Annotated in this window: 24 protein-coding genes and 2 tRNA genes; 6 read left to right on the forward strand and 20 right to left on the reverse strand. The window is 33.3% G+C overall.

Annotated features, from left to right (window positions below; translation table 11 throughout):
• The first annotated feature begins 75 nt into the window (after positions 1-75).
• Both BOW57_RS15530 and BOW57_RS15535 read left to right on the forward strand, forming a co-directional pair.
• Positions 76-149, forward strand: a tRNA-Asn gene (locus tag BOW57_RS15530).
• Positions 150-187: 38 nt separating this feature from the next.
• Positions 188-261 (forward strand) — tRNA-Asn (locus tag BOW57_RS15535).
• Between the two features lie 57 nt (positions 262-318).
• On the opposite strand, the gene BOW57_RS15540 is transcribed toward BOW57_RS15535, so the two are convergent.
• The 19 genes from BOW57_RS15540 to BOW57_RS15630 form a co-directional block, all read right to left on the reverse strand.
• Positions 319-1,008: a tol-pal system YbgF family protein gene (locus BOW57_RS15540; protein ID WP_129055555.1), complete on the reverse strand. Its 690-nt coding sequence runs from the start codon at positions 1,006-1,008 to the stop codon at positions 319-321.
• 202 nt (positions 1,009-1,210) lie between these two features.
• The gene (locus BOW57_RS15545) at positions 1,211-2,407 is read right to left on the reverse strand and encodes an aminopeptidase C (protein WP_089053638.1); all 1,197 of its coding nucleotides are present in this window, start codon (positions 2,405-2,407) and stop codon (positions 1,211-1,213) included.
• A gap of 211 nt (positions 2,408-2,618) precedes the next feature.
• Positions 2,619-3,806 (reverse strand): BamA/TamA family outer membrane protein, encoded by a 1,188-nt coding sequence (locus BOW57_RS15550; RefSeq protein ID WP_129055557.1) that lies wholly within the window; start codon positions 3,804-3,806, stop codon positions 2,619-2,621.
• Between the two features lie 71 nt (positions 3,807-3,877).
• A complete protein-coding gene (locus BOW57_RS15555; protein WP_129055559.1) occupies positions 3,878-4,843 on the reverse strand; it encodes a transporter in 966 nt (321 codons plus the stop codon).
• Positions 4,844-4,900: 57 nt separating this feature from the next.
• Positions 4,901-6,094: an AraC family transcriptional regulator gene (locus BOW57_RS15560; RefSeq protein WP_129055562.1), complete on the reverse strand. Its 1,194-nt coding sequence runs from the start codon at positions 6,092-6,094 to the stop codon at positions 4,901-4,903.
• Between the two features lie 143 nt (positions 6,095-6,237).
• Positions 6,238-6,816 (reverse strand): DUF4136 domain-containing protein, encoded by a 579-nt coding sequence (locus BOW57_RS15565; protein ID WP_099717791.1) that lies wholly within the window; start codon positions 6,814-6,816, stop codon positions 6,238-6,240.
• A gap of 254 nt (positions 6,817-7,070) precedes the next feature.
• Complete coding sequence (locus tag BOW57_RS15570) at positions 7,071-7,820, reverse strand: DUF6515 family protein (RefSeq protein ID WP_129055564.1); 750 nt, start codon at positions 7,818-7,820, stop codon at positions 7,071-7,073.
• A gap of 20 nt (positions 7,821-7,840) precedes the next feature.
• On the reverse strand, positions 7,841-8,581 hold the full coding sequence (locus tag BOW57_RS15575; protein ID WP_129055566.1) for a DUF2092 domain-containing protein: 741 nt from the start codon (positions 8,579-8,581) through the stop codon (positions 7,841-7,843).
• A 26-nt stretch (positions 8,582-8,607) separates the two neighbouring features.
• Positions 8,608-10,008 (reverse strand): DUF2252 domain-containing protein, encoded by a 1,401-nt coding sequence (locus tag BOW57_RS15580; RefSeq protein ID WP_129055568.1) that lies wholly within the window; start codon positions 10,006-10,008, stop codon positions 8,608-8,610.
• Between the two features lie 8 nt (positions 10,009-10,016).
• Complete coding sequence (locus tag BOW57_RS15585) at positions 10,017-11,426, reverse strand: DUF1254 domain-containing protein (RefSeq protein WP_129055570.1); 1,410 nt, start codon at positions 11,424-11,426, stop codon at positions 10,017-10,019.
• Between the two features lie 32 nt (positions 11,427-11,458).
• Complete coding sequence (locus BOW57_RS15590) at positions 11,459-12,937, reverse strand: DUF1254 domain-containing protein (protein WP_164973721.1); 1,479 nt, start codon at positions 12,935-12,937, stop codon at positions 11,459-11,461.
• Positions 12,938-12,976: 39 nt separating this feature from the next.
• Positions 12,977-13,804, reverse strand: coding sequence for a hypothetical protein (locus BOW57_RS15595; protein ID WP_129055572.1), 828 nt, complete (start codon positions 13,802-13,804; stop codon positions 12,977-12,979).
• A gap of 95 nt (positions 13,805-13,899) precedes the next feature.
• The gene (locus tag BOW57_RS15600) at positions 13,900-14,919 is read right to left on the reverse strand and encodes an HAD family phosphatase (protein WP_129055574.1); all 1,020 of its coding nucleotides are present in this window, start codon (positions 14,917-14,919) and stop codon (positions 13,900-13,902) included.
• A gap of 68 nt (positions 14,920-14,987) precedes the next feature.
• On the reverse strand, positions 14,988-16,673 hold the full coding sequence (locus BOW57_RS15605) for an arylsulfatase (protein WP_129055577.1): 1,686 nt from the start codon (positions 16,671-16,673) through the stop codon (positions 14,988-14,990).
• 568 nt (positions 16,674-17,241) lie between these two features.
• Complete coding sequence (gene pyk, locus BOW57_RS15610) at positions 17,242-18,675, reverse strand: pyruvate kinase (protein ID WP_089053626.1); 1,434 nt, start codon at positions 18,673-18,675, stop codon at positions 17,242-17,244.
• Positions 18,676-18,680: 5 nt separating this feature from the next.
• Positions 18,681-19,169, reverse strand: coding sequence for an IPExxxVDY family protein (locus BOW57_RS15615; RefSeq protein WP_089053625.1), 489 nt, complete (start codon positions 19,167-19,169; stop codon positions 18,681-18,683).
• Between the two features lie 125 nt (positions 19,170-19,294).
• Positions 19,295-20,035, reverse strand: coding sequence for a ribonuclease III (gene rnc / locus BOW57_RS15620; RefSeq protein WP_089053624.1), 741 nt, complete (start codon positions 20,033-20,035; stop codon positions 19,295-19,297).
• Between the two features lie 9 nt (positions 20,036-20,044).
• Positions 20,045-21,298, reverse strand: a complete 1,254-nt coding sequence (fabF, locus tag BOW57_RS15625; protein ID WP_089053623.1) for a beta-ketoacyl-ACP synthase II — start codon at positions 21,296-21,298, stop codon at positions 20,045-20,047.
• A 237-nt stretch (positions 21,299-21,535) separates the two neighbouring features.
• The gene (locus BOW57_RS15630; protein ID WP_007137004.1) at positions 21,536-21,772 is read right to left on the reverse strand and encodes an acyl carrier protein; all 237 of its coding nucleotides are present in this window, start codon (positions 21,770-21,772) and stop codon (positions 21,536-21,538) included.
• Positions 21,773-21,947: 175 nt separating this feature from the next.
• On the opposite strand from BOW57_RS15630, the gene purN reads away from it, so the two are divergent.
• On the forward strand, positions 21,948-22,526 hold the full coding sequence (purN, locus tag BOW57_RS15635; protein ID WP_129023504.1) for a phosphoribosylglycinamide formyltransferase: 579 nt from the start codon (positions 21,948-21,950) through the stop codon (positions 22,524-22,526).
• A gap of 126 nt (positions 22,527-22,652) precedes the next feature.
• Positions 22,653-23,132, forward strand: coding sequence for a ribonuclease HI (gene rnhA / locus BOW57_RS15640; protein ID WP_129055579.1), 480 nt, complete (start codon positions 22,653-22,655; stop codon positions 23,130-23,132).
• 52 nt (positions 23,133-23,184) lie between these two features.
• Here the strand turns inward: rnhA and BOW57_RS15645 are convergent, their stop codons facing one another.
• Positions 23,185-23,532, reverse strand: a complete 348-nt coding sequence (locus BOW57_RS15645; protein WP_089053620.1) for a DUF6249 domain-containing protein — start codon at positions 23,530-23,532, stop codon at positions 23,185-23,187.
• A gap of 274 nt (positions 23,533-23,806) precedes the next feature.
• On the opposite strand from BOW57_RS15645, the gene BOW57_RS15650 reads away from it, so the two are divergent.
• Together BOW57_RS15650 and BOW57_RS15655 are read left to right on the forward strand one after the other, a co-directional pair.
• Positions 23,807-24,394, forward strand: coding sequence for an RNA polymerase sigma factor (locus tag BOW57_RS15650; RefSeq protein ID WP_129055581.1), 588 nt, complete (start codon positions 23,807-23,809; stop codon positions 24,392-24,394).
• The gene (locus BOW57_RS15655) at positions 24,378-24,773 is read left to right on the forward strand and encodes a hypothetical protein (RefSeq protein WP_129055584.1); all 396 of its coding nucleotides are present in this window, start codon (positions 24,378-24,380) and stop codon (positions 24,771-24,773) included. Before BOW57_RS15650 ends, BOW57_RS15655 begins: the two co-directional genes overlap by 17 nt.
• The last annotated feature ends 1 nt before the right edge of the window (position 24,774 follow it).

A 24,774-nucleotide genomic window follows, 5' to 3' on the forward strand; every position in this document is an offset into this window, starting at 1 on the left:
GAGAAAAAGAGTTAAAATATTTTTGAGAAACTAAAAAATCGATTATATTTGCACTCGCTAAAAAGAGCAACAACTTCCTCCTTAGCTCAGTTGGTTAGAGCATCTGACTGTTAATCAGAGGGTCCTTGGTTCGAGCCCAAGAGGGGGAGCAACTTTTTTTAGCAAACATATTTACCTTTAAGGTGATTCCTCCTTAGCTCAGTTGGTTAGAGCATCTGACTGTTAATCAGAGGGTCCTTGGTTCGAGCCCAAGAGGGGGGAGCTTAAAAAAAAGACTATCATTTCGATAGTCTTTTTTTTGTTTAAATACCTTACACTTTATTTTTTAGCGATTTCACTGTTCCCGTTTTTACTTTCAAACAACTTCATCATTTCTTCAGCTTTTTCTATTTCACTTATTGCTTTTAAAGACTGGGCATATCTAAAATAAAATACTGCCTCTAAATTTGACTCAAGATCAATAAGCTTAGAATAATACTTGGCTGCTTCCTCATAATTATCTTCAAAATAAAACTTATCAGCCACTTTTTTAAGCATGTCTACAGATTTGTATCCTTTATCTAAAACATGGGCATAAGTGTTTAAAATATTTATGTTTGCGGAGTTCTCCGTGTACGCTGGCGTAATTACCTCAACTTTTATTGGTTTAATTTTTTGAGACATAGTATCAACAATAGCTTTCGAAGGCAAAATCATCTCTGTTTTTCTAACTTTTGCCTTTTTGTATATTGGAGTAACAGTTCTTGTGTTATTTGGTCCTAGATCGTTTGTATATACCATATCAAGCTTTGAAACTTCATATTTAGTTGTTCTTTTTCCAAATGGCATATTTATTACTTCGACAACCAAATAAGAATCAATAACAAGATCTTCATTTGATTTGCTATCAACTTTTGACTGCGTTTTTCCAGTTCCAGCATGAGCAATAGTCTGCTCTATAGACTGAGCGTAACAACTAAAAGAAAAAACGCATACAATTACTCTAAAAAGCACTGCATTTGTTTTCATGATGAATTGATTTTGATTAAAAGGGTCGTAATACTATATAAAGGTACCGCATTACAAACTTTTTACTTTAATATAACTACAAACTACGTCAAAAAACGTTCAAATGCAGAATCACGCTCAAAAGCAGCAACAAAATAGTACAAAAAAAGCGCTGCAAATTCTATTGCAGCGCTTTCTTATTTTTCAAAAGTTTGAATTAAACTTACACTCCTAACTTCTTAGCAATGTCAGTTGGGATTCCTCCTTTATTTACCATTAAGGCAGTAGTTTTATATTTTACGAAATTTTTGGTTACAAATAAGAAACCTTTATAATCGTTTGTTTCTCCCCAAGAATTTTTTACGATATAATATTCTTTTCCTGTTTGATCTTTTGCAAGACCAATAATGTGCATTCCGTGGTCGTCTGTTGTTGTGTAGTTATCAAACGCAGTTTGACGCATTTCTGGAGTGATTTCCGGTTCTGCTTTTGGTCCGTTAAACATATCTGCTTTTTCTTCGGCTGTCATGTCATCAAATTTCTTTGTTGCAACGTAAGCTACACCATTTTTCCAGCTGAAACTTTTCTCGCTCACATCTGTCGCCCATGCAACTGTATATCCTTTTTTCAAAGCATTGTCAATTACATCTGTCATATCATTTACTTTTACGTTGTAAACTTGATCTAATGACCAGTTGTCTGGCACCATCATAGTTGTTTTTTGGTAATATGGAGATGTTGTAAAAGATGACATTTCGATATACTCGTCTGGATTAATTCCAACTACTTCTTTTGCAAAAGATTGTGGTGTGTAATTTTTTCCTTTATAATTAAAATTATCTGGCACTTTTCCTAAATAAGAATCAATAACAGCTGCATATGCTTTTTGCCAGTTTGGCGTTAATTCACCATTTGGGTTTTTAACTACCGCTGCAAGAACTGCTTCGATTAAAGCTCCCATTTCACCAAATTTATTTTTGTCTGTACCGTAGTTTAATCCTGTATAAACTTCTCTAGGAACAGTTCCGTATTTTTTATACATATTGATTACATCGTGCAAAGCACCGCCATCACCTAAAGAAATCGCTCCATGCATACGAACATAATTCACTCCTTTTTCTACATAAACATTTCTTGCAGAAAAAATTTGTGACAACTCTACTGGTTGTTTTCCTAAACGAATCATTTCTGACTCTAAAAATGAGTTTGTTGAGTAACTCCAGCAAGTTCCTGATGATCCTTGAGATTTTACCGAAGTTGTTCCTAAGTTAATTACTTCAGTGAATTTAAAGTTCTCTTTACTTTTATCACTTGCATTCAACTTTAATGAATTTACCAAAATGTCTTGTGCAAAACAGCTGCTCACACCAACCAAAAATGCTGATGCAACGAAAACTGATTTCATCGTAATTTTATACATAATCAATGATTTAAATAGTTGACTAATTAGTAGTCTGTATTATATTTTTGTTACAAAACAATTAAATATTAAAGTATTTGTGCGAAACACAACTGTTAATTTTTTCTTAATATCTCTTATTATCAAAGTATTTATTACAAAAAGCCTCTATAGAGATGTCTACAGAGGCTTTTGTGTTATATTTTTAAAAAGTAACTTCTTACATATTTTTTTATCTTAACCAATTACTGCCAAAAACAATATAGTAGGCCCAATCTTCCGGACCTCTTGCAACGTCAACTCCCATTCTGAGTTTAAACTTTCTGGCAACTAAGTATCTAAATCCTGTTCCGTAACTATACACTACAGGTTTTGCAAAAGCTTTATCCCAATCATTAAATGCGCTTGCTACGCCGCCAAATCCCATTAAACTCCATCTTCTATACAAATCCCATCGTAATTCTCCTTCGGTTACAATACTGGTTTTTCCTTGATATCGAGCAGCAGGAATTCCTCTTAAATTAATACCTGGACGAAGATAAAAAGGCGGACTTCCAAACGCCTGCTCTCCTTCTATCCTAAGCCCGCCTATTAATTTTTTAGTTAAAGGATAATAACCTATTGCCGATAAATTAACGCGCCAAGCATCATAATCGCTGCCTATTGCATCATCTGACCAAAAAAAGTCTGACTGCAGTCTTATTCCTTTATCTGGTGTAAAGATATTATCGCGTCCATCAAACTGAATAGCAGCTCCAAGCTGACTTACGGTACTTTTAATATCTCCGGGCTGAACAAATGGCGGAGGAATATTTATGTCTGGTAAATTTATTTTAGAATTTAAAAAAAGATATTGCGGCCCAGCACTCCATTTTGCGTTTCTAAACTGCTTTAGCCATTGTGTATAGAAAACAGTAGATCTAAAATTGAGTTTGAATTCCTGATCTTTTCCATTTGGCAGATTGTTTTCGTAAAACGATAAATTCATATCGCCGTAACCTGCCATAACGCGGTATAATATTCGAGAGTTGACTAATGTACCTGAACGAAAAGCTCCTGCCATCCAGCTTTTATTTCCCGTATACATACCAATTCCGCCTGTTATATCTGGATTTATAAACCGCTTTTTTCCGTTTTCATCTATTACTGGCGGGCGTTTTTTAAGAAAAATTGGCACTAGTGCTCCACCTATTCCACCCAAAGCAGGTTCGGTAATAACAGTTGGCACTACAATAAAACCATGTGCATAAATTATATAATCGCTCAAATCAAAAGCTCCATCTAGAGAATCTTTTACACTTATATGCTGTTTTTGTCCTATAATTGTATGACACGAAAAAAGGCAAAATGTAAAAATGAAAATTAATTTCTGAAAAAAAACTCTGTTTTTTATCACTGAATCTGAATAGTTTTTTTTCATTTAAATTAATTTTAAGATTATCGATTTTATAAAAAAACATCAACCATTTAACCTGCAATTAGTTGCTTAAACTATTCTTTTGCAAAGCTGAAGACATGAGCCAATGTTAAAAAAAATGTATTTCCTTGAAATCTGTTTACAGCACCAATCTCTGAAACCCATCGTAATCCTGCTGTAGTTTTGCAGCCAATATGAAAATAATTTACCTCGGCACCTATTGCTCCAACTCTGTCTTTGCTTGGTTCAAGCAGCAGCGTTCCAGCTGGAATTTCATCATGTGATACTTTATACTGTAAATAATAAATTAATCCCGCATTAAGTATTCCTTTTGGAGCGGTTTTCTCTGCATTCATCATATAAAATGTTTTGCCTAAACCACCTTCAATACTTAAAATATCTCCTGTTTTTATATTAGTGTCTTTCTTTTTACCATTCATTTCGTAAGCCGCTAAAGCTGAAAAATGAAACGTTTTTTTATCATTAAAAAACAAGGTTGTTCCTGCCGAAAGTTCATTCATAAACATTCCAAGTCCGCTATTATCACTTGCTCCTAGTTCATATTTTCCAGTTGGAAGATATAATTGATAACTAAAAACAAAATCTGCTCTTTTATTATGCCAGCCTAATTGAATTGGCTGCACAAGCATATCTGTAAAAGAAAAAGAGCTTTTTGAATCGATATAGCTGCCCTGAATAGTATTTGATGCAAAAGCCACTAAGATTGTTGCTCCGTAATTAGCTCCTAAAATTTTAAAATCACTTATATAATTTGCCCCAACACCTGTTAAAAACATATTGATATCTGGATTTGCAATTGATTTATCACCATCAGAATTTCTTAAAGAACCGGCTTCATAAAAATACCCAGGCACATACAAACTCAAAGTATTAGCTGGAGCCTGAGTACCCGACTGTAATCCAGATGAACCTAATATATGTCCGCCTTTAAGTTGTGAATACCCTGAAAAAGAAACAAATAAAAAAAGTAATGTCAGTGTTGATCTTATTTGTCCGTAACTATTAAATTTCGTTGTCATAATCTCTTAATTTAAATTTAGTACTTCTTCAAATTCAATCTAGGCAGATAATTCTTTTTAGTTTGGAGATTGTTTTAAAAAATAGGAAGGTGACTTTTCAGGACTAATTCTGATAACTCTAAAATATTCTGAAGGAGATTTTCCGGTATGCTTAATAAAAGCTCTAAAACAAGTTGTTCGAGATTTAAATCCCGAAGCCCATGCCATTCCTTCTAATGACAAACCCTTCCAATCAGAGTCATTGATTTTTTCTTTAAAAAACTCAATTCTTTTTAAATTAATGTAGTCTTGAAAATGAAGATTAAATTCTGAATTAATTAAATTAGAAAGATTGTTAACTGAAATTCCTGTTTCATCAGCTACATCACGAATCACTAAATCTTTTTTCAAAAAGAGTTTTTTCGCGTCAAATATGCTTTCTAATTTAGTTATATAGATTTGTTTTTTTTCTGGCGTTAACTCCTTAACAATAGGCAATGTGTTTTTTACTTCTCGAGATGCAACAGTAATTAAACCATCCTCAACAAAATCAAGAGTATCTACTGTATTTTTATCATAAAAAATATGAGGTGTAAAATAAAGCCACCCAACAGTAAAAATAAGAACCAATGAAATTAAAACACAGCAGGAAAAATCGATAGTGCCTGCCTTATTGATCAAAAAGAAATGTACGAAAAGAGTTGAAAATAAAAACAAGATCATCAAATTATAAATTCTGATCCATTTTAAGGTCTTTATTTTATGAAGATGATTGCCCTTAAATTTTTCTAAGTCATAATTTAAAATCATCATGGTCTGACAAAAAGCATACATTAGCCAAGTACCTAAACTCAGAATTGAGAAAGGACTGTTGACTTTGGCAGAAACATAAACAATAAAATTACTATCACTATAATTTCCTATCCACACTAAAACTGTCAGCAAAAAGTAAACGACAAATGGTACAAAATGAAGCCAGTCAAATTTTTTAAAAACGATCTCTGGAAACAATATACTTCTAACATATAAAAATGCACTGGGAGCAGCCAGAAAAATAAACGATTTTGTAATCATAAATAAATCTGGAAAGGCCTTAAAAATATTTGCCGATAAATAGAAATTGTAAATACTGACAACCGTCAGGCTGAACAAAAACAATCCTAAGAAAAAACTTTTTGAGTAGTTTCTCTTTGAAAACAGAACCATAAAAGAGGTTGCAAAACCAACCATTGCTGCTATAAAAAAGAAAATTGAAAGTACTATATCGGCCATACGCTTTAAGCTTAATATAATGAATATCTTCCTTTTTTCTTGAGTATCTAAATACTTAAAAAAGGATTACAGTTTACATTTTCATAACAGCTGCACTTGTCCTAAACGAAAAGTACAGCTGTTATAAAAAATAAATTTGAAAGCTATTTTTTTGCTAAGCCGGGAGGAAATCCTGCTAATATTTTTTTAATAGAACTATTAATAAATTCTTCAGGATTATCTGGTTTATTGTCTATTTCGGCATTTCCTATACCTTGCCAAACCAGTTTGTCTGTTTTTGTAGAAACTATATCAATGACTAATGAACCATCAACATAATCATAACTATTAAATGTTGTGTTTGCGCCGCCCATCATTGCACCGCCTCCCCAATATCCATATGGTCGATACATTCCGCCATATCCATAAAAATCTGTATTAGCAGAAACTGAGGTTTTATTTTTTAAGATTGAAACAGCATTTACTTTTAAGTCAGGATTTGAACTTTCAGTAAATCCTTTTGAGATCATTTCAGCACGAATTGCTTTCGTAACTCTGTCAATATTTAGTTGGTTTACTTGACCTTGTTGTATTTTTAAATCATAAACTGCAAAAGTTTTGTATTCACTAAAATTTGCGGCATGATCATAATCGGTTGTAACTTTTACTGTTGGGGAGCAGCTATAAAGTAAGCCCAATACTATCATTGGGATTATGCGAAGATTTGTTCTTTTAATATTCATAGTGTGGTATTTAAATTAATGATTAAATTAGTTTAACTTCAAATTATTAAAATTCCGAAAAATCTGAGAATGAACGTCTATATAACTCTTAAACTGTATGTTACCAATGTTAATTTTTCGTAAACAGCTTATTTTTACACTCTCAAAGATAAATTATTTTATTTAATTTAACATAATTGTTTGCAAAATATTCTTACTTATTTTCACCAAACATTCATTTTCTAAAACAAATTAAATTAGCAGTTGAACCTTTTCTATTTACCTTGTACAACTACATAACTATCTTGGCCGTCTTTTGAAATTGGCTGATAGTAAACATTATTATAAATCATATATTTTTGCCCGTCTATTGTTTTCTCTTCAGATCCTTCTGGCAAATGCGTGACTATAGCCCCTACCGGCGCATTTACTACTTTGTATTTTGAAGTATCTTTAGTATAATAAGTTCCTCCATAGTAATAATAGTCGATACCAGAGACATTAATGGTTACATAGCCTTTGGGCAATTCTGAAATAGTTGCTCCCAACGGTGCTGGAACTACTTTGTAACCGCCTGAATCTTTTACATAATAAACTCCATCATCATAATTGTATTGATTATCCTCAACCGAAATTACAATTGCTGCTGTAGTTAATGTGGCTGCAAAAAAGCCAATCGGATACCATGTTGGCCCCCAATAATAAGGAACAAACGGATGATAGATGTAAGGATACGGCACCGGATAAGGATGAAACGGCGGAGGAGGCAATGGCCTAGGATAAGGATGTGGAGGTATTGGTCGCGGTCCGGGCGGAATTGGACGCGGCCCTGGAGGTATTGGCCTAGGCGTGGGAGGAATTGGCCGTGGTGATGGCGGATGTATGGGCATTGGTCTCGGCATAACTGCATGAGGTGTAAAATGACCAAATCGTTGTGCATTTGCAGATTCTGGAACAATCAGCATTATTACAAATATTATAGCAACAACAAATACTTTTATATGTTTTAGTAAATCTAATTTCATAATGGTAGAATTTTAGATGATTATTTTTTCGTCTCTCTTTCCTTAAGGGGAACTTTTACTGCCTTTGGCGGAGCTGCAAATTCAAACATATAATCGGGGAAATCTGGATTTACAACCCAATCTTTGTATACTGCTTCATATTGAGGTTTGTCTTTGTCATTAGTATAAACTATTACCATTTTTACAGGCAGGAAAAAATCGTCGCTTCCAATCCAGAATTGAAAACTTTTGTTTTTATCTGCTCCTGCAATATGAAAACATTCTTTATCGTCAATAATAGTTTTGCCTAAATAAATTAAATTCCCCTTTTCTGCTTTAAGGTCCTCTAAGAATGTTTCGTAGAAAAAATCGGCAGCAGGAAATTCAATTCCAAATTTTTTGCTGGTTTCATCAATCGTTTCTATAACCGTTTTTGGTGCTGCTGCAGTTGCATAGGTATTATTATCAAAAGAATAATAATATAAACTCTTGCCATTATACCATAAACTTCTGTTTCCTTTATCTCCAGTTGAAGTAATTTTCATTTTATCTGGAAATTTGATCGAAACTTTTTCATTTATCGAATGCTTAATTAATCCCAGACTTTCATTAGAAATATCATAAGTCATTATCGATTTAAAGCTGCATGATTTTATGTATTGCAATGATTCTGTGGTTCTATGCAAAATATAAACTGCTGCAGAATCAATTCTTGTTGTCTGGCTTTGCATTGTAATTGTTATAATAGCAAAACCGATTAAAAACATAATTTTTTTACTCATACTTACAATTATTTAATTAACGAAAATTATATTTCTGCCGAAATAGGCAATCTTCCTTCTTTTACTGCTTCAACCAATTTGTTATAATCCAATTCGTTTTGATGGGCATATGAAATCGAAAATTTTGAAATTGCATTCGCAAATTCATCGTTATTTCCTATATATCCCGACAATATCGATGGATCTCCTGATCTCGCATGAGCTCTTGCAAGCGCCCATCCGCACGCTTTTGCATAATCGGCCATGTTTTCTGCTTTCATTATTTCGATAACAGGTTTTATTTTAGCATCTCTAAGCTGGCGGATATAAAAAAACCTGCCTCTATCATCATTTGTCCATCCTAAAAACATATCTGAAGCCGACTGCATTAACTTTTGCCCCATTACAATTCGTTCTCCCTGATGCTTGTATTTTCCTTTAATTTTTACATTGGGTTCCAAAACACTTTGTCTGGCTTCTTTAAATTGTAAAAAAATAGGTTCTCCAGTTGCGGACATTAATAAACTGATTCCGCAAAGTGTTCCAACACTTCCCACACCAACCACTTTTATCGCAAAGTCATGTATGGTATACCGGCTTAATAAAATCTGTTTATCTTCAGGAAGCGATTCGACATATCGTTTATGAATTAATTTTGCTTCTCTTAAAGTATAGTTTTGATCTGTTCCAGACGGATGATAAATCAATGGCGGATCATCTTTTATTTTTGCCCTGACCCCATCTAGATAAGTCATTTTTGCAAACTCTTTTTCATGTGCGGTAGATTCAGCTGCTTTTTTTATTCGTTTTTGCTGAAACTCTTTTAACTCTTCATCTTTTCCTAATTCAATAAGTTCTGCTAAATCAATATCAGCATACCAAATTTGAAGTGCCGATAATTTACTGTATTCAAGCATGTGTCTTTTATAACTGTCTGCAACATGCCAGGCAAATTCTTTACTTATTTTATTTGAAAATTTCCTCCATTTTCCTGCTATTGCAAAACTTGCAGCGAGTCTTTTAACATCCCATTCCCAAGGACCAGGAAAGGTTTCATCAAAATCATTTATATCAAAGACCAATTTACGTTCTGGAGTTGCAAAACCGCCAAAATTCATTAAATGACAATCACCGCAAAGCTGTAAATGTATTCCGGTATTTGGGGTGTTAACTAAATCTGCGGCCATAATTGCCGCAGCACCTCTATAAAATGCAAAAGGAGATTCAATCATTCTTCGATATCGAATGGGCAGCAAATCTTCAATTCGACCAATGCTGGTTTTTATTAAAATTGCAATAGGATCTTCTCGATCTTCGGGAGCTGACCATTCTTGATGAGAAGAACGAGGCACGTCTTTTCTGATCGCCGTTCCTTTATCGTAGCGTTCTGCTTTTGATGCCAAAGGATCAAATAAGTTCTCGTTGTTATCTGTTTCTTTTTCGGTCATGAGAATTATTACTTAATCAATTCGGGCTGCGGCGCTTTCCATGTTCCTTTTAATATAGATTGATCAGGTCCATAAATACGAATCAAATAATAAAATGCATTTTTTGGAGCGGGAAGCCAATTTGATTCCTTTCCTTTCGGAGATTCATTCTGAATATAAATATTCAAATCTCCATTCGGTTCATATTTCAATCCTGGAGTTCGATCTCCTATTGAATATCTATTTATTGGATTATTAACTAAATATCGACTTGGTAATTCGTATAAAGTTATACTCCAAAAATATTTAGCTGCGGGCGTTTGTCCTTTTGGAAAACGAATAACATATTTGTTTTTTCCTGATAAAATATTATTTACGTTATCCGTTCTTGTCCCAATGTAAATGGCTTCTTCTTTTGTGTTTCCGAATAAACCTGCTGCAGCACCTAGAGCTCTTTTGGTATAATCTCCATTTAGTTCTTCTCTCGTTCCAAACAAATCAGTTGCATTTGTTAGTTTGTTAGCACCATCTTCCAATTCCTTTCCTGCTTCCTTAACACCTTCATTAATCGCTTTTAATACTTCCGGCGAATAATTTTTAGCATCAAATTCTTTTCCTGCAACAATTCCTATTTTAGCAAATTTTGCTCTCAAATCTGTTTCGGAACTGTTTACAGATGCATATTGAAGTAAATTGTTTCCCAAACCTATAAATTCTGCTGAAGCCAAATCAGTTTGCTTAAATGCAGGAAATGGTAAAGTATAATCTTTATGTGCCGGCGCCGTAGTTTTTGAAAATTCATGCCATGGAGTTACTTTATACTGAGCTTGTATTTTTTTTACGTTTTCAATATCTCCAGCTGCCATTTTTAATTCTGTTCGTCCTAATAACGTAACCAAATTAGTTTCAGACTGGATTACTTTATCAATTCCCCTTGGTTTTTCACCTTTCCAATCTGGTCCGACTATTAGATATTTACCTGCTTTATCCCCCGTTGCACGACTTCCTACATAAGCAAAATTGAAGGTATATAAGTCAACAAACTGAAACGAATAATATCGGTTTGAAATAGCGGGTACTTCTAAAACAACAGGTTCATCTGTTAAATCTAAAATTGCCCAAGAATATGGTGTATCATTATTTGGTGTTACCACTGCAGTATCTGCAGGAGTAAAAATTTTATCATAATGTTTAAACTTATTAAAGCCTCCTGCATAATCTGGATAGGTTTTATCTAAAGCATATAAATGCATGGTACGATAATTCATTGCCAAAGGAAAAATATACGTCCAAGCTTCTTTTGCAATAGCTTTTGCCGAATCTGCTGATTTTGTAATGGCAATGTTTGTTGCTGATTCATTTTCAGCACTAACGCTTTCTTTCTTTTTACAAGAAAAAACAGCTAGAAAAACGAATGTTAAAAAGAGGATTTTTTTCATCTTGTATTTTTTTATCTTATTAAATAATTTTCTTATTTCACTTCCTTAATATCATCCATTTTCCAACTTTTATCAAAATATGCGGCAGTTGGTCCGTAAAAACGCATGTAAGTAAACCAGTGTTTTCCTGGTAAAGTCTGAACCCAGTTTTTCTCTTTTCCTGCGGGAGCTTTTGGCCCAAAGTACAAATCAACCGAGCCATCGGCATTTTTGATTAAATCCTTGCGGGAAGATAAATCGGCATTTTGCTGTGGATTATCAATCAGGCAGCGAGTTGCTGTATCGTAAACAGTAATAGACCAAAAATTAACTGCTGGCGGATTTGCAGGAACATTTAAAGTATAGTTTTTAGAGCCGTCCAACCAGTTACCTTCATTGTCAAAGTAAGATCCTAAATAAGCCTGACCCACATTTGGTATTTTGGTCATCATCGCTTTTGAGTAAGTTACAGCTTCATAGAAATAAGAAGTTCTCTCAAAAAATTCATCATAATTGTCAGCACGCTGTGATGGGTCTGAAAGAATCATAACATAATCCCATTGTTTGTCTGGCCAATGTTTTACATCCTTAAAGCGTTTTTCGAATGAATTTGCCATTGCCATTTGTTGTCCTTTTGCTGAAGCGGCAATTAAAATTTTCTTTTGACGTTCATCAGGAGCAAATGGTTTTCCTTTTTCTATTCCGAGATTTCTAAGCCACGCCATAAAAAAACGATCACGCTCTTCTACAGGTTCATTTTGCAAAATAGCATGAAGACGTTCCCAATATGCAATTCCTGTTGGTTGAATTCCGTACCATTTTTTTCCAGTCGGCGGACTAACTATTTTTGTTGGTGTTGGATTTGCTCTTTTATCATAAGGATAAATTTTTACTTGTTTCACAAGTGTTTCGGTAACTTTTGGATCAGGATCTAAAGCTCTAAAACCAAAAAACATATTTACAGTATTGCATGGAACTATAAAATATCCTGCTGGTTTAAAGTCTTTCATGGTTGGCGGTACTAATATATATTTTCCGCCTTTTCCTTTATCAGGTCCCATTTCTCCGATTGTTGCCTGTTCTCTTTGCCAAAAATCTCCCAATCCTCCAGCAGTACGACCCGCAGGCATTTCAATAACTGTTGGTCCATTTGCAGCAAGATCAATAAATGACATGATATAAGGAGTTGTTGCATTTGCAGTAAGAATTCCCAAACGATCATTATAGGAATTATAAAATACAAGATCGTTACTTGATGCTTTAAATGTTTTATAATGCTGTTGCTGCCATTCGGCGAAAGCTACAATTGGAAGTCCCCACAAATAACATTGCGTTGCTTGTTGAAAATCCATTTCGTCAAACAATTTCGGAATTGATTCTTTGGAAGGTAATTCTCCATCCATTGTTATCTCAATTCCAGATGATGAAGCAGAAGTTGAATCCGCATTTTCTGCTTTTTCATTTTTAGTTGTAGACTGCGTACAGCTCACTAAAAAGCTACTTAATATAATTGAGTAAATTTTTATTTTCATGTCTGTTTTTTTTACAATGGAAAATTTTTAAAAACTATTTTAAGATCCCGGGAATATAAATGCTACAACCGCTCTAAGTCCCCAATCTGGTCTTATCGCTGAATGGCCGACAATTGGAATTAAAGGCATAACAGCAAATTGCATGGTCTGACCTCCTAATTTTGTAATTGCACCAACATTTGGACTCACTGTAATAAGAGTTGTATTTCCTTGCCAGTTTTGCGTGATTTCTGAAGTAAAACCTAAACTTGCCCCACTTTTATAACTATGGGTTAGAAATATTTGTGTGTAAAACTGATTAAAATCTGCTCTATCCGCATTTCCTGCTACAGACCAAATTTGATTGGCTAAAAAACCTATAGAAAGTCCTTTTCCTTGATGCATTACCAAAACGCTGGGTCCTATGCCGAATTTTTCTGTTCCTAGAAATTTTTCGGTGGCGGTTGGTACTAAAAAAGCAGGACCAACTCCTAAGATAATTCCTTTAGTTTTAGGAGCAAAAAAGGCTGTTACAGTTGCATCACTTAAACCAAACTCATGTGTATTTTCTCCCGTAACATCCTGCTGATCTACAACTGGAAGAATATAACGGGTAATTAAATTAAGATTTTCACTTAATTTAAAAGGAACAACGGGCTGTATATTGATTTGATATTTTGATCCATTATAAGGACCAATCCCATAAGTAAGATTATTTTGCAGCGGAACACTAATTAAACTCGCAACAGGATTTGCCATTTTATCAGCAAGTTCTTGAGCACTTGATCCGGCTTTTGATTCTTCTTGTGCAAATACAGCTAAAGTTGAAAGAAAAAAAATAGCACCGAATACTATTTTAGTCGTGGTATTTGAGATTATAGATTTCATAGTGGTATTTCTTTTAAAAAGATTTTTAATCATTCAAAGCATACAGCTTTTAAATTAAAAAGCTGTATCGCTTTAAAAACCAACCAAAACCAATTTTATTTGTCTGCAAAAACTTTTTTCCAATCGTCTTTCATGCTTATAACATGATATTTGTATTTTGCAGCGGTATTTAATGACAAATTATCTTTTTCCTGATAATTGTACTCTCTAATAGAATCATTATGGTTTACAATTAATTGAAAAGATGGGTATTTATTTCCTGAAGAATATCTAAGCATAGCAAGATCACCAGCTCCGCCTTCATTTCCGCAGGCAAAAACAGGTCGTTGACCAATATGCAATTGTATTCCAACAGGTTTTCCTTCTTTATCATTAAAATGATCTAAAGCTGGTTCTCTTAAAACTGCATTTTTAGCATCATCAAATTTATATTTGAAAGAAGTTCCAACTACTTGATCTTTTGGGATTCCGTAAAAATCTTGAGATATTGCTCTCACAACTTCAACCGTTCCACCTGTTACAATGAAAGTTTTGAAACCATTTGCACGCAAATAATTTAAAAGCTCCAATTGAGGCTGGTATCTGATTTGTTTTAGCGGAACATTTTTACCAGGATATTGGGCACCAGCAAAAAACTCTTTTGTTGATGCTTCAAACTCATCTTCGGTCATGCCTGTATGAGTTGCAGCAACTAACTCTATAAGAGCTTTATCTCCTCCTTTTTCGAAGAAAGTTTTATCTTTTTCTACTACGGCCTTAAAAGGCTGTTTTTGGGCTAAAGCCGGATTAGCTTCAACCATTTTTTTCACACGATAAAAAGCAAATAATTCCTGAACATATGGTTTTTCAGCCCAAAGTGTTCCATCGTTATCAAATGTGGCAATTCTACTTTCTATCGGAATAAAGTCTGGGCTTCCCTCTTTGGTTACTTTTTCAACATAAGCGATAATGTCTTTTTTTAAAGTTCCGTCGTTCCAGCTTGGCAATGGATCACCGCTAGTTGCAATAGTTTCAGTACTCTCTTTTGGATTTGCAGTTGTATTTTCTTCTGATTTATTTTTACAAGAAACAAACAAAAATAAAAATAGAGCTGCGAGATATAATTTCCTATACATAATGTGAGTCATTAAATAGCAAAGCCCAAATTATTAGAATAACTCAGGCTTTACTTAAGATTATTACTTTATTTTTTCTTTTTGGATGTAGTTTCCGCTTCTTCTTTTACTTTAGGAAGAACATTTTTCTCAATGTATTTTTGAGCCTTAATGTCTTTCATAGCCTCTTCCATAATCGTATAAGCAGAGAAACTTGGCGGTATTGATCTTGGAGGATACTCTTTAAATGTTTCGGCAAATACTCCCACATCATTTATAGCCCCATACACCAATTGAACGTGATTCATTACCCAATCCCAATACGTATTAGAAGTGAAATCGGCTCTTTCAAAAGGGTCTTGGTATAAATTGAATATTTTTTGTAAACGAAGTTTGGTAAAAGGTTCTGCCCATACACCAAGTGTACCAGCTAGACGCTGCTCTGCAAAAACATACTTATAATCTCCTTCTCTCAAACCAACCAAAAGACCATCATCGTCTGTATAAAAGAATTTATCTCTAGCACTTTTTTGTGTTTTTCCTAGTAAAAAATTACTTTGATCAAAACCATCTAAATGTACTTTATAGGTTTTACCATTTGCATTGTACCCTTTTAAAAGTTTATTAACGATATCTGGTTCCCCTGCGATAGCAGCAAGAGTAGGAATCCAGTCATTATGGCCCATTAACTCATTAGTTACAGCTCCTGCTTTAATATGCCCTGGCCAGCGAACGATACAAGGTACACGGAAAGCTCCCTCCCAGTTGGTATTTTTTTCTGAACGAAATGGTGTCATTGCGCCATCAGGCCATGTGTTCATATGAGGTCCGTTATCTGTTGAATAAATAACAATTGTATTATCAGCAATTCCTAAATCATCTAAAGTTTTCAAAATACTTCCAATAGTTTCATCGTGCTCAATCATACCATCAATGTATTCACTATCACCATGTGTATATCTTCCTCTATGTTCCGCTCTCACGTGTGTACGAAGGTGCATACGAGTAGCATTAAACCAGCAGAAAAATGGCTTACCTGCCGCATTTTGTCTTTTGATATAATCAATAGCTGCTGCAGAAGTTTCATCATCAACAGTTTCCATTCTTTTTTTAGTAAGAGGTCCTGTATCTTCTATTCTTTGTTTTCCAACTCTTCCAAAACGAGGATCTGTAGTTGCATCATCAACATTTGTTGCTGTACATTTTAAAACTCCTCTTGGTCCAAATTTTTTCAAATATTCAGGATCTTTAGGATAATCTGGCAATTCTGGTTCTTCTTCTGCATTTAAGTGATACAGATTTCCAAAAAATTCATCAAAACCATTTACTGTTGGCAGGTTTTCATTACGGTCTCCAACGTGATTTTTACCAAACTGACCTGTTGCATAACCAAGACTTTTCATAATGCCTCCAATAGATGGATCTAACTGGCTCATACCCATTGGTGCGCCAGGATAACCTACTTTAGTAAGTCCAGTTCTCAGACCGTGTTGTCCTGTTAAAAAAGCGGCACGTCCTGCAGTACAGCTTTGTTCTCCGTAATAATGCAAGAAACGTATTCCTTCATTTGCTAGTTTATCAATATTAGGAGTTGTATACCCCATTAATCCGTCGCTGTAGGCGCTAATATTAGTAGTCCCAATATCATCACCCCAAAGTACCAAAATATTGGGTTTTTTACTGCTTTGCGCACTCATCTGAACTGCTGCAAAGCATGTAAATGCAAACAATGTCATTGCATTTTTAAATTGACTTTTAAACTTGATTTGTTTCATGGTAATTGAATTCGTTAATAATTATGCTTGTCAAGAAGATTAAATAAATTCGTACAAAAATTATTTATAAAAATTAATCAGAAAAAAATATGTTTATTGGTATAAGTCAAGTTTTTTAAATTATTGTGCGTGGGGGAATTTGCAACAAGAATTTTTTAACTTTTTATTAAGCATTTCAAATTTATGCAATAAAACACGAGATGTTTGTGTTTGTACGGTTTTACTTCGTTTCATTTTATAACTTGCAACATCAAAACTGTTTTAATCTGCTACTATTTGTTTCAAATTATAGATTGCAACTTCCAAAAAAGTGCTTAATGAAGCTGTTAGAATGTCATTCTTTTAAATCAGTCTTAAAAAAAAGAGCCTAAATTTCATGCATTTTTAGATTAAATAACTTTGAAATAATATAAATTCTAAGTCGATTTCGTCAAAAAAGTAACTATTTTCAGTTCAAGTAGTCTATTTTGCAACATTAATATGAAAGAAAAAACTTCGAATCAGAAAGTTTTATCCAAAAAAAAAGCCATCAAAATGATGGCTTAATTATATATAGTATGTTTAAAAACTATTCGATTTCAGAAACTCTCATGGTGTTTACCATTCCTTTATCTTTAATTGGCATAGCAGCAAGATTAATCAAATAATCACCTTTTGCAGCATATCCTTTTTCTACAGCAATTTGATTTACATCTGTAACTGTATCATCTGTACTTTCTTCATTATCATAAAAGAATGATTTAACTCCCCATAATAAATTCAATTGTGTTAAGATTCTTCTGTTTGAAGTAAATACTAAAATGTGAGCAGTTGAAGGTCTCCAAGCCGAAATTTGAAAAGCTGTATAGCCGCTGTTTGTTAAAGTACAAATTGCTTTTGCCTCAATTTCATTTGCTAATAAAGCCGCTTGATGGCAAACTGTTTTAGTAACAAAACGTTTTGTTTTGATTTGAGGTGTATTTTGTGGAACGTGAATAAGTTCTGAATTTTCTACTGCCTCACAAATTTGAGTCATTCTTTGAATTACTTGAACTGGGTAATTTCCTGTTGCAGTTTCTCCAGACAACATTACAGCATCTGCTCCGTCCATTACTGAGTTAGCAACGTCATTTACTTCTGCTCTTGTTGGAGTTAAACTTGTAATCATTGTTTCCATCATTTGTGTAGCAACGATAACAGGAATTCTAGCTGTTTTAGCTCTGCGGATCAAATCTTTTTGAACCAATGGTACTTCGTGAGCAGGAAGTTCAACTCCTAAATCTCCACGTGCAACCATTAAACCATCGCAATATGCTACAATTTTATCCATGTTCTCAAGAGCTTCTGGCATTTCAATCTTAGCAATAATTGGAATTTTAACGTCTGAATGTTTAGCGATTAATTCTTGTAAATCTTGTAAATCGCGAGGTGTTTTCACGAATGAAAGTGCAATCCAGTCTACTTTTTGCTCGATTGCAAAAATAGCATCAGCAATATCTTTTTCAGTTAAAGCTGGTAAAGAAATTTTTGTGTTTGGAAGATTTACACCTTTCTTAGATTTTAATTCTCCTCCTTGAATTACTTTAGCAACAACTTCTGTTTTTTTATCTGTAGAAACAATTTCGAAAATAAGTTTACCATCGTCAAGCAAAATACGCTCTCCAACATTTACATCATTTGGAAAATTTTGATATTTCATAAATGCTTTTTGAGCATTTCCTACAATATCTTCTGCAGTTGTAAAAGTGATTTCATCACCATCATTTACAACAGTTCCTTCTTCCATAACCCCAACTCTAAGTTTTGGCCCTTGCAAATCTCCAAGAATTGCTGTGGTATAACCAAACTCTTCGTTAAGTCCTCTAATGATATTAATCTTCTCTTTTACTCCTTCGTAATCAGCATGCGAAAAATTGATTCTAAACACATTAACCCCTGCATCGATCATATCCTTGATAATCTCTCTTGTACTACATGCAGGCCCAAGTGTAGCAACAATTTTGGTTTTCTTATTTGTTAACATTTTTTTTAAAAAATTAGATTGTTTTTTGATTTTATTTTATTGGTATCCACAGCATAAACTGCTGCAATACTTTCTATTGAGTTTAAATGTTGTTGAATTTCTGAAAAATCGACAGCCTCCTCGCTGTTTTCAATTTTCAGGAAAAAATCTACTTTCTTGAATTCAGGAAGTAAATGAATTGTCGTAGAAACCTCACTTGTTTCATTAGAAAACAAATTCTGGAAATCATTTGTACTCACAGAAATGATCTCATTTTTATTCTGAATCAAATTCCATGAAACAGCCTTTTCAGAATCATAATAATAAAATCTCGAAAAATTTGCCTCGCCTTCTTTAGTTTGAGCATGGATCTCGTTTTTGCTCTTACTTAAGTTAATCGGAAGGTTTTTATTGATAAAATAAGCCAATCTATAATCTTCTAATGAAGTATGAATAGCCATTAAATAATAATCAATTTCGTCAAATTCGTCTAAATCCAATCTATGAATAGCCATGTCATGAAAAATCAAGTTGTAAATATACTACTTCTATCGGAGCATCTATACTTATGAGTCGCTTGTTTTTGTTAATTTATAAACGAAAACGATTTAGCTTTAAGAAAACTACAGCGACTTTGTAATCATTTCTTGTCAATTTTTTCTTGAAATGCAAAATAGGCTCTTTGGGAAGCTTTTTCTTCTGCTTTCTTTTTTGAAGTTGCTCGCGCTCTTGCGATTACTTTATCATCAATGCTTAATTTGACACCAAACAAGCGTTGTCCGTCAATACCATTATCTTCAAAAATGTCGTAATGAAAAATTCTCTTTTCTTTTTGACACCATTCAATAACTAAGCTTTTATAACTAATTACTTTTCCTTCTAATCGAGCAATATCAACATAAGGAGTAATTACTCTTTTTTGAATAAATCTTTCACAATACGAATATCCTTTATCCAAATATATTGCACCAACAAGTGATTCAAAAATGTTTCCGTGAATGTTCTCTCCAAAATGCTGTACAGGTACTTTGCTTTCAACAAATTGTACTAAATTCAGATCTTTACCTAATTCATTCAAGTGCTCTCGGCTCACGATTTTCGAACGCATTTTTGTCAAATATCCTTCATCTCCATTTGGTGCTTTATTAAATAAATGTGCTGCAATTACGGCACTTAACATAGCATCTCCAAGAAATTCTAAACGTTCATAATTGATCGGATTTCCTGATTCATCTAATTTATTTGAAGATCTGTGCGTAAACGCTTTCTTATAAAAATCGATTGTAACAGGCTGAAAACCAACTATTTTTTGAATAGTGTCAAAAAAAATCCCGTCTTCTAGAGAACGGGATTTAGAAAATATTTTTTTGATAATATTCATATACGAAAATTAGTCAACTAATTTTTTAAACAATACACAAGCATTGTGTCCGCCAAAACCAAAAGTGTTACTCATAGCAACATTTACTTCTCTTTTTTGAGGTTTGTTTAAAGTAAGGTTCAATGATGGATCAATGTTTTCATCAACCACAGTATGGTTAATTGTTGGAGGAACAATACCATGTTGCATTGCTAAAATTGAAGCGATTGCTTCGATAGCTCCGGCAGCACCAAGTAAATGTCCTGTCATTGATTTCGTTGAGTTGATATTGATATTTTTTGCATGCTCACCAAATACAGCGCTAATCGCTTTTAATTCGGCAACATCTCCTAATGGAGTAGAAGTTCCGTGAGTATTGATATGATCAACATCTTCTGGATTCATTCCTGCATCTCTTAAAGTATTTTTCATAACTGCAATAACTCCAATTCCTTCCGGATGCGGTGCAGTTAAGTGATAAGCGTCAGATGACATTCCGCCTCCGCCAATTTCGCAATAAATTTTTGCTCCTCTGGCTTTTGCATGTTCATAATCTTCAAGAACTAAAGCTCCTGCTCCTTCTCCTAAAACAAAACCATCTCTAGTTGCGTCAAAAGGTCTTGAAGCCGTTTCTGGACTTTCGTTTCTTGTAGACAAAGCGTGCATTGAGCTAAAACCACCCATACCAGCAATGGTAACAGCAGCTTCAGAACCACCTGATACAATTACATCACACATTCCTAAACGAATGTAATTAAAAGCATCGATTAATGCATTTGCAGAAGATGCACATGCAGAAACAGTAGTATAATTTGGTCCCATATACCCATTACGCATAGAAATATGCGCAGGAGCGATATCGGCAATCATTTTTGGAATAAAAAACGGATTGAATTTTGGAGTTCCGTCACCTTTAGCATAATAAATTACTTCATCTTGAAAAGTCTCTAAACCTCCAATTCCTGCTCCCCAAATAACACCAACTCTTTGTTTGTCGATATTATCATTAGTAAGTCCGGCATCTTTAATAGCCTCGTCACTAGCAGCAACAGCATATTGAGCAAATTTATCTAATCTACGAGATTCTTTACGATCCATAAAATCTTCAATATTGAAGTTTTTTACTTCACAGGCAAATTTCGTTTTATGCTTTTCTGTATCATAATATGTTATAGGAGCCGCTCCGCTAACCCCATTCACAAGTGCATTCCAATATTCCTGGATATTATTCCCGATAGGAGTAAGTGCACCTAATCCTGTTACAACAACTCGCCTTAATGCCATAAATATGTATTTTGTACTTTAAACAAATAAAACCCACGCTTTCTTAACAGTTTTGTTACTTAAGAGCCATGGGCATTACAATATAAATATATCTTTTTGATTGAAAATCAATCGAAATTTAAATTTTAAAAAAATAATAACACCCGACTCTTAAAAATTTCAAATTTCAAAAATCAAATTCCAATTGGAATTTGGAATTTCAAAAATTGGGATTTTTAGAAATCGGGTGCGGTATTATTATTTTTTAGCTTCTTCGATATAAGAAATAGCTTGACCTACAGTAGCAATGTTTTCTGCTTGATCGTCTGGAATTTGAATATCAAATTCTTTTTCGAATTCCATAATAAGCTCAACAGTGTCTAATGAGTCAGCTCCCAAATCATTAGTGAAGCTTGCTTCTGTTACAACTTCGTTTTCGTCAACACCTAATTTGTCTACGATAATCGCTTTTACTCTTGATGCAATGTCTGACATAATCTTTAATTTTAGAATTTAATTTGTTGGCAAAAATAAAAAACTTTATTTTAAAACAACTATTTAGTTTATAAATGTGACACTAATTTATAAAATTAATTTCAAGAAAGGTCTTTTAAAGCTATTTATTTTCGTTTTTTATTCCGTTTTTTGCATTCTCAAAATAAGCACTATTATGAAAAAAATTATCGTTTTTGCCTCAGGATCAGGAACTAATGCAGAAAACATTATAAAACATTTTGCAAATACTGAAATTGCAAAAGTTGTTTCGGTTTTTACCAATAATGCCTCTGCAAAAGTTATTGAAAGAGCAAAAAATCATCAAATTCCAGTCGAAATCTTCTCAAAAAACGAACTTTTAGAACGAAATGTATTACAAAAAATACAAAAAATCGACCCGGATTTGATAATTCTTGCTGGCTTTTTATTGAAATTCCCTGAAAACATAATTGAACACTATCCAAATAAAATAATAAATATCCACCCTGCACTTTTACCAAATTATGGCGGCAAAGGAATGTATGGAATGCACATACATAGAGCAATAGTAAATAATAAAGAAAAGGAAACTGGAATTTCTATTCATTATGTAAATGAAAATTACGACGAAGGTGCTATTATTTTTCAAGCAAATGTAGCATTAACTGAAGAGGACACCCCAGAAACAGTAGCCGAAAAAATCCACGAATTGGAACAAAAACACTTTCCGGAAATAATTCAGACTATCTTAGAAGATTCGAACTCTAATATTTAAACCATATAAGTCATATTAAGAATATATAAGTTCGACGCTTAAATAACTATCACCATATTGACAAAGAAATATAAGACCGTATTTTAAATGAACTTACATTACTTATATGGTTAATCAAAAATTAAAATGACCCAACACGAAGTACATATATACACTGATGGTGCTGCCAAAGGAAATCCTGGAAACGGCGGTTATGGCGTAGTGATGGAATTAGTGGGAACACCGCACAAAAAAGAGTTTTACGAAGGTTTTCGTCTTACGACTAATAACAGAATGGAGCTTTTAGCAGTAATTGTTGGCCTTGAAAAACTAAAAAAACCAAACATGAAAGTTCTTGTAATTTCAGATTCTAAATATGTAGTAGATTCTGTTGAAAAGAAATGGGTTTTAGGCTGGGAAAAAAAGAAATTTGCCGGCAGAAAAAATCCTGATTTATGGAAACGTTTTTTAGTTGCTTACAGAAAACACCAAGTCGATTTTAAATGGATTAAAGGACACAACAATCATCCTCAAAATGAACGCTGTGATCAATTAGCCGTTATGGCTTCTATGCAGCCCAAACTCTCCATAGATGTTTATTATGAAACCATAGGTTCTAAGGAATAAAAAAAGCATCAATATAATTGATGCTTTTTTTTGTACTAGCTTAATTTCCTGCTTACTCTTTATCTAAATCTTTTGCTGTTTTAAATCCTGTCAAAAGTCCGATTCCTGCCATTATAAAAATAATTGAAGGATAAACTGCCCCGTCCTGAAGAGAAGTATAAGTAGTTATAAGTAACGCAAGAAAAATTCCAACACCGCTTCCTATTAATAAGAAAGCAAAATTTACCACAAAAATTTTCCAGACCGGAACGCCGCTTCCTTTTCCCTGCAAAAAGATACTGGCATCTACTCCTTTTTCTATAAGAGCCAAACGCTCTCTATTTCTTGTTGAAAAGATTAAATAAACGATCCCGAAGATCATTAAGAAAAGACTAATTGGAATTAAAATTTTTTCGTCCATGATGTTTTATGTTTTTAATTGATTGATATACCCATATGACGAGACTTTTTAAATTGAGGTTACACGTTTTTGTAAAAACTTTCAAAAATTAAATTCAAAAATCCAAAAATTACTGATAATCAGTTAATTTTGAATATATTTTTCACAAGACAAACTTTGTCAAAGTTTTAAAGATTGACAAAGTTCAACACCGCAATTGGAATTTCCTTTTCATATTTAGAATTTATTTTTAAAATGTTGTAACCTAAATAAACAAACTGTCGTCCTATATAATATGAGCACACTAAATGATCAACATTATATCGATAAAATTTTGCATGGCGAGACAAATGCTTTTGCCATACTTGTTGATCGTTATAAAGATATGATCTTTACATTGGCGCTCAAAATGGTAAAAAATCGAGAAGAAGCAGAAGAAGTTGCACAAGATACCTTTATTAAGGTTTTTAGTTCTTTAAATAAATTCAAAGGTGATTCTAAATTTTCGACCTGGATTTACAAGATTGCTTATAATACTTGTTTAGACAGATTGAAGAAAAATAAAAAAGAAGATTTAAATATTTCTATAGATGATTTTTCTTCTCATTTAATCAAAACCATGGATAATGCATTAAGTGTTTTAGAAGAGAAAGAACGAAAACATACGATTCAGAAATGTTTAAACTTATTACCCAATGATGAAAATTTTCTTTTGACTTTATTTTATTTTGACGATCAAAATTTAGAGGAAATTGGAAAAATCATGAATATATCGGCAAATAATGCGAAAGTAAAATTATTTAGAAGCAGACAAAAATTAGCCGTAATTTTGAGACAACAGCTAGAACCTGAAATAATAGAATGTTATGAGAGAGAGCGATAAAAACATAGAACAACTTATTGATAAAATGATGGCTGAAGAAAAACTGCAGTCACCATCATTCGATTTTACTTCTAAAATAATGGCTGAAGTTCATTTATTAGAAGAGAAAAAAATCAAAACATACCAACCATTGATTTCTAAATCTGTTTGGTTTTTCATAGGAACTGCAATAGTTGCTTTGATTATTTACATATCTCTTTTTTCAGTTTCAGAAAATAATCTGGAAATTGGAAAATTATATACTGATAAAATTACAAATGCATTTTCAGGAATCCATCTTTCTAAAACTACATTGTATGCTGTTTTAATAGTACCTTTTATGGTTTTAGTTCAAGTTGGGATTTTGAAAAATTATTTTGATAAGAAATATCAACTATAGA

Origin of the sequence: Flavobacterium sp. YO64 (assembly GCF_004119505.1) — a bacterium.
GTDB classification, from domain to species: Bacteria; Bacteroidota; Bacteroidia; order Flavobacteriales; family Flavobacteriaceae; genus Flavobacterium; species Flavobacterium oncorhynchi.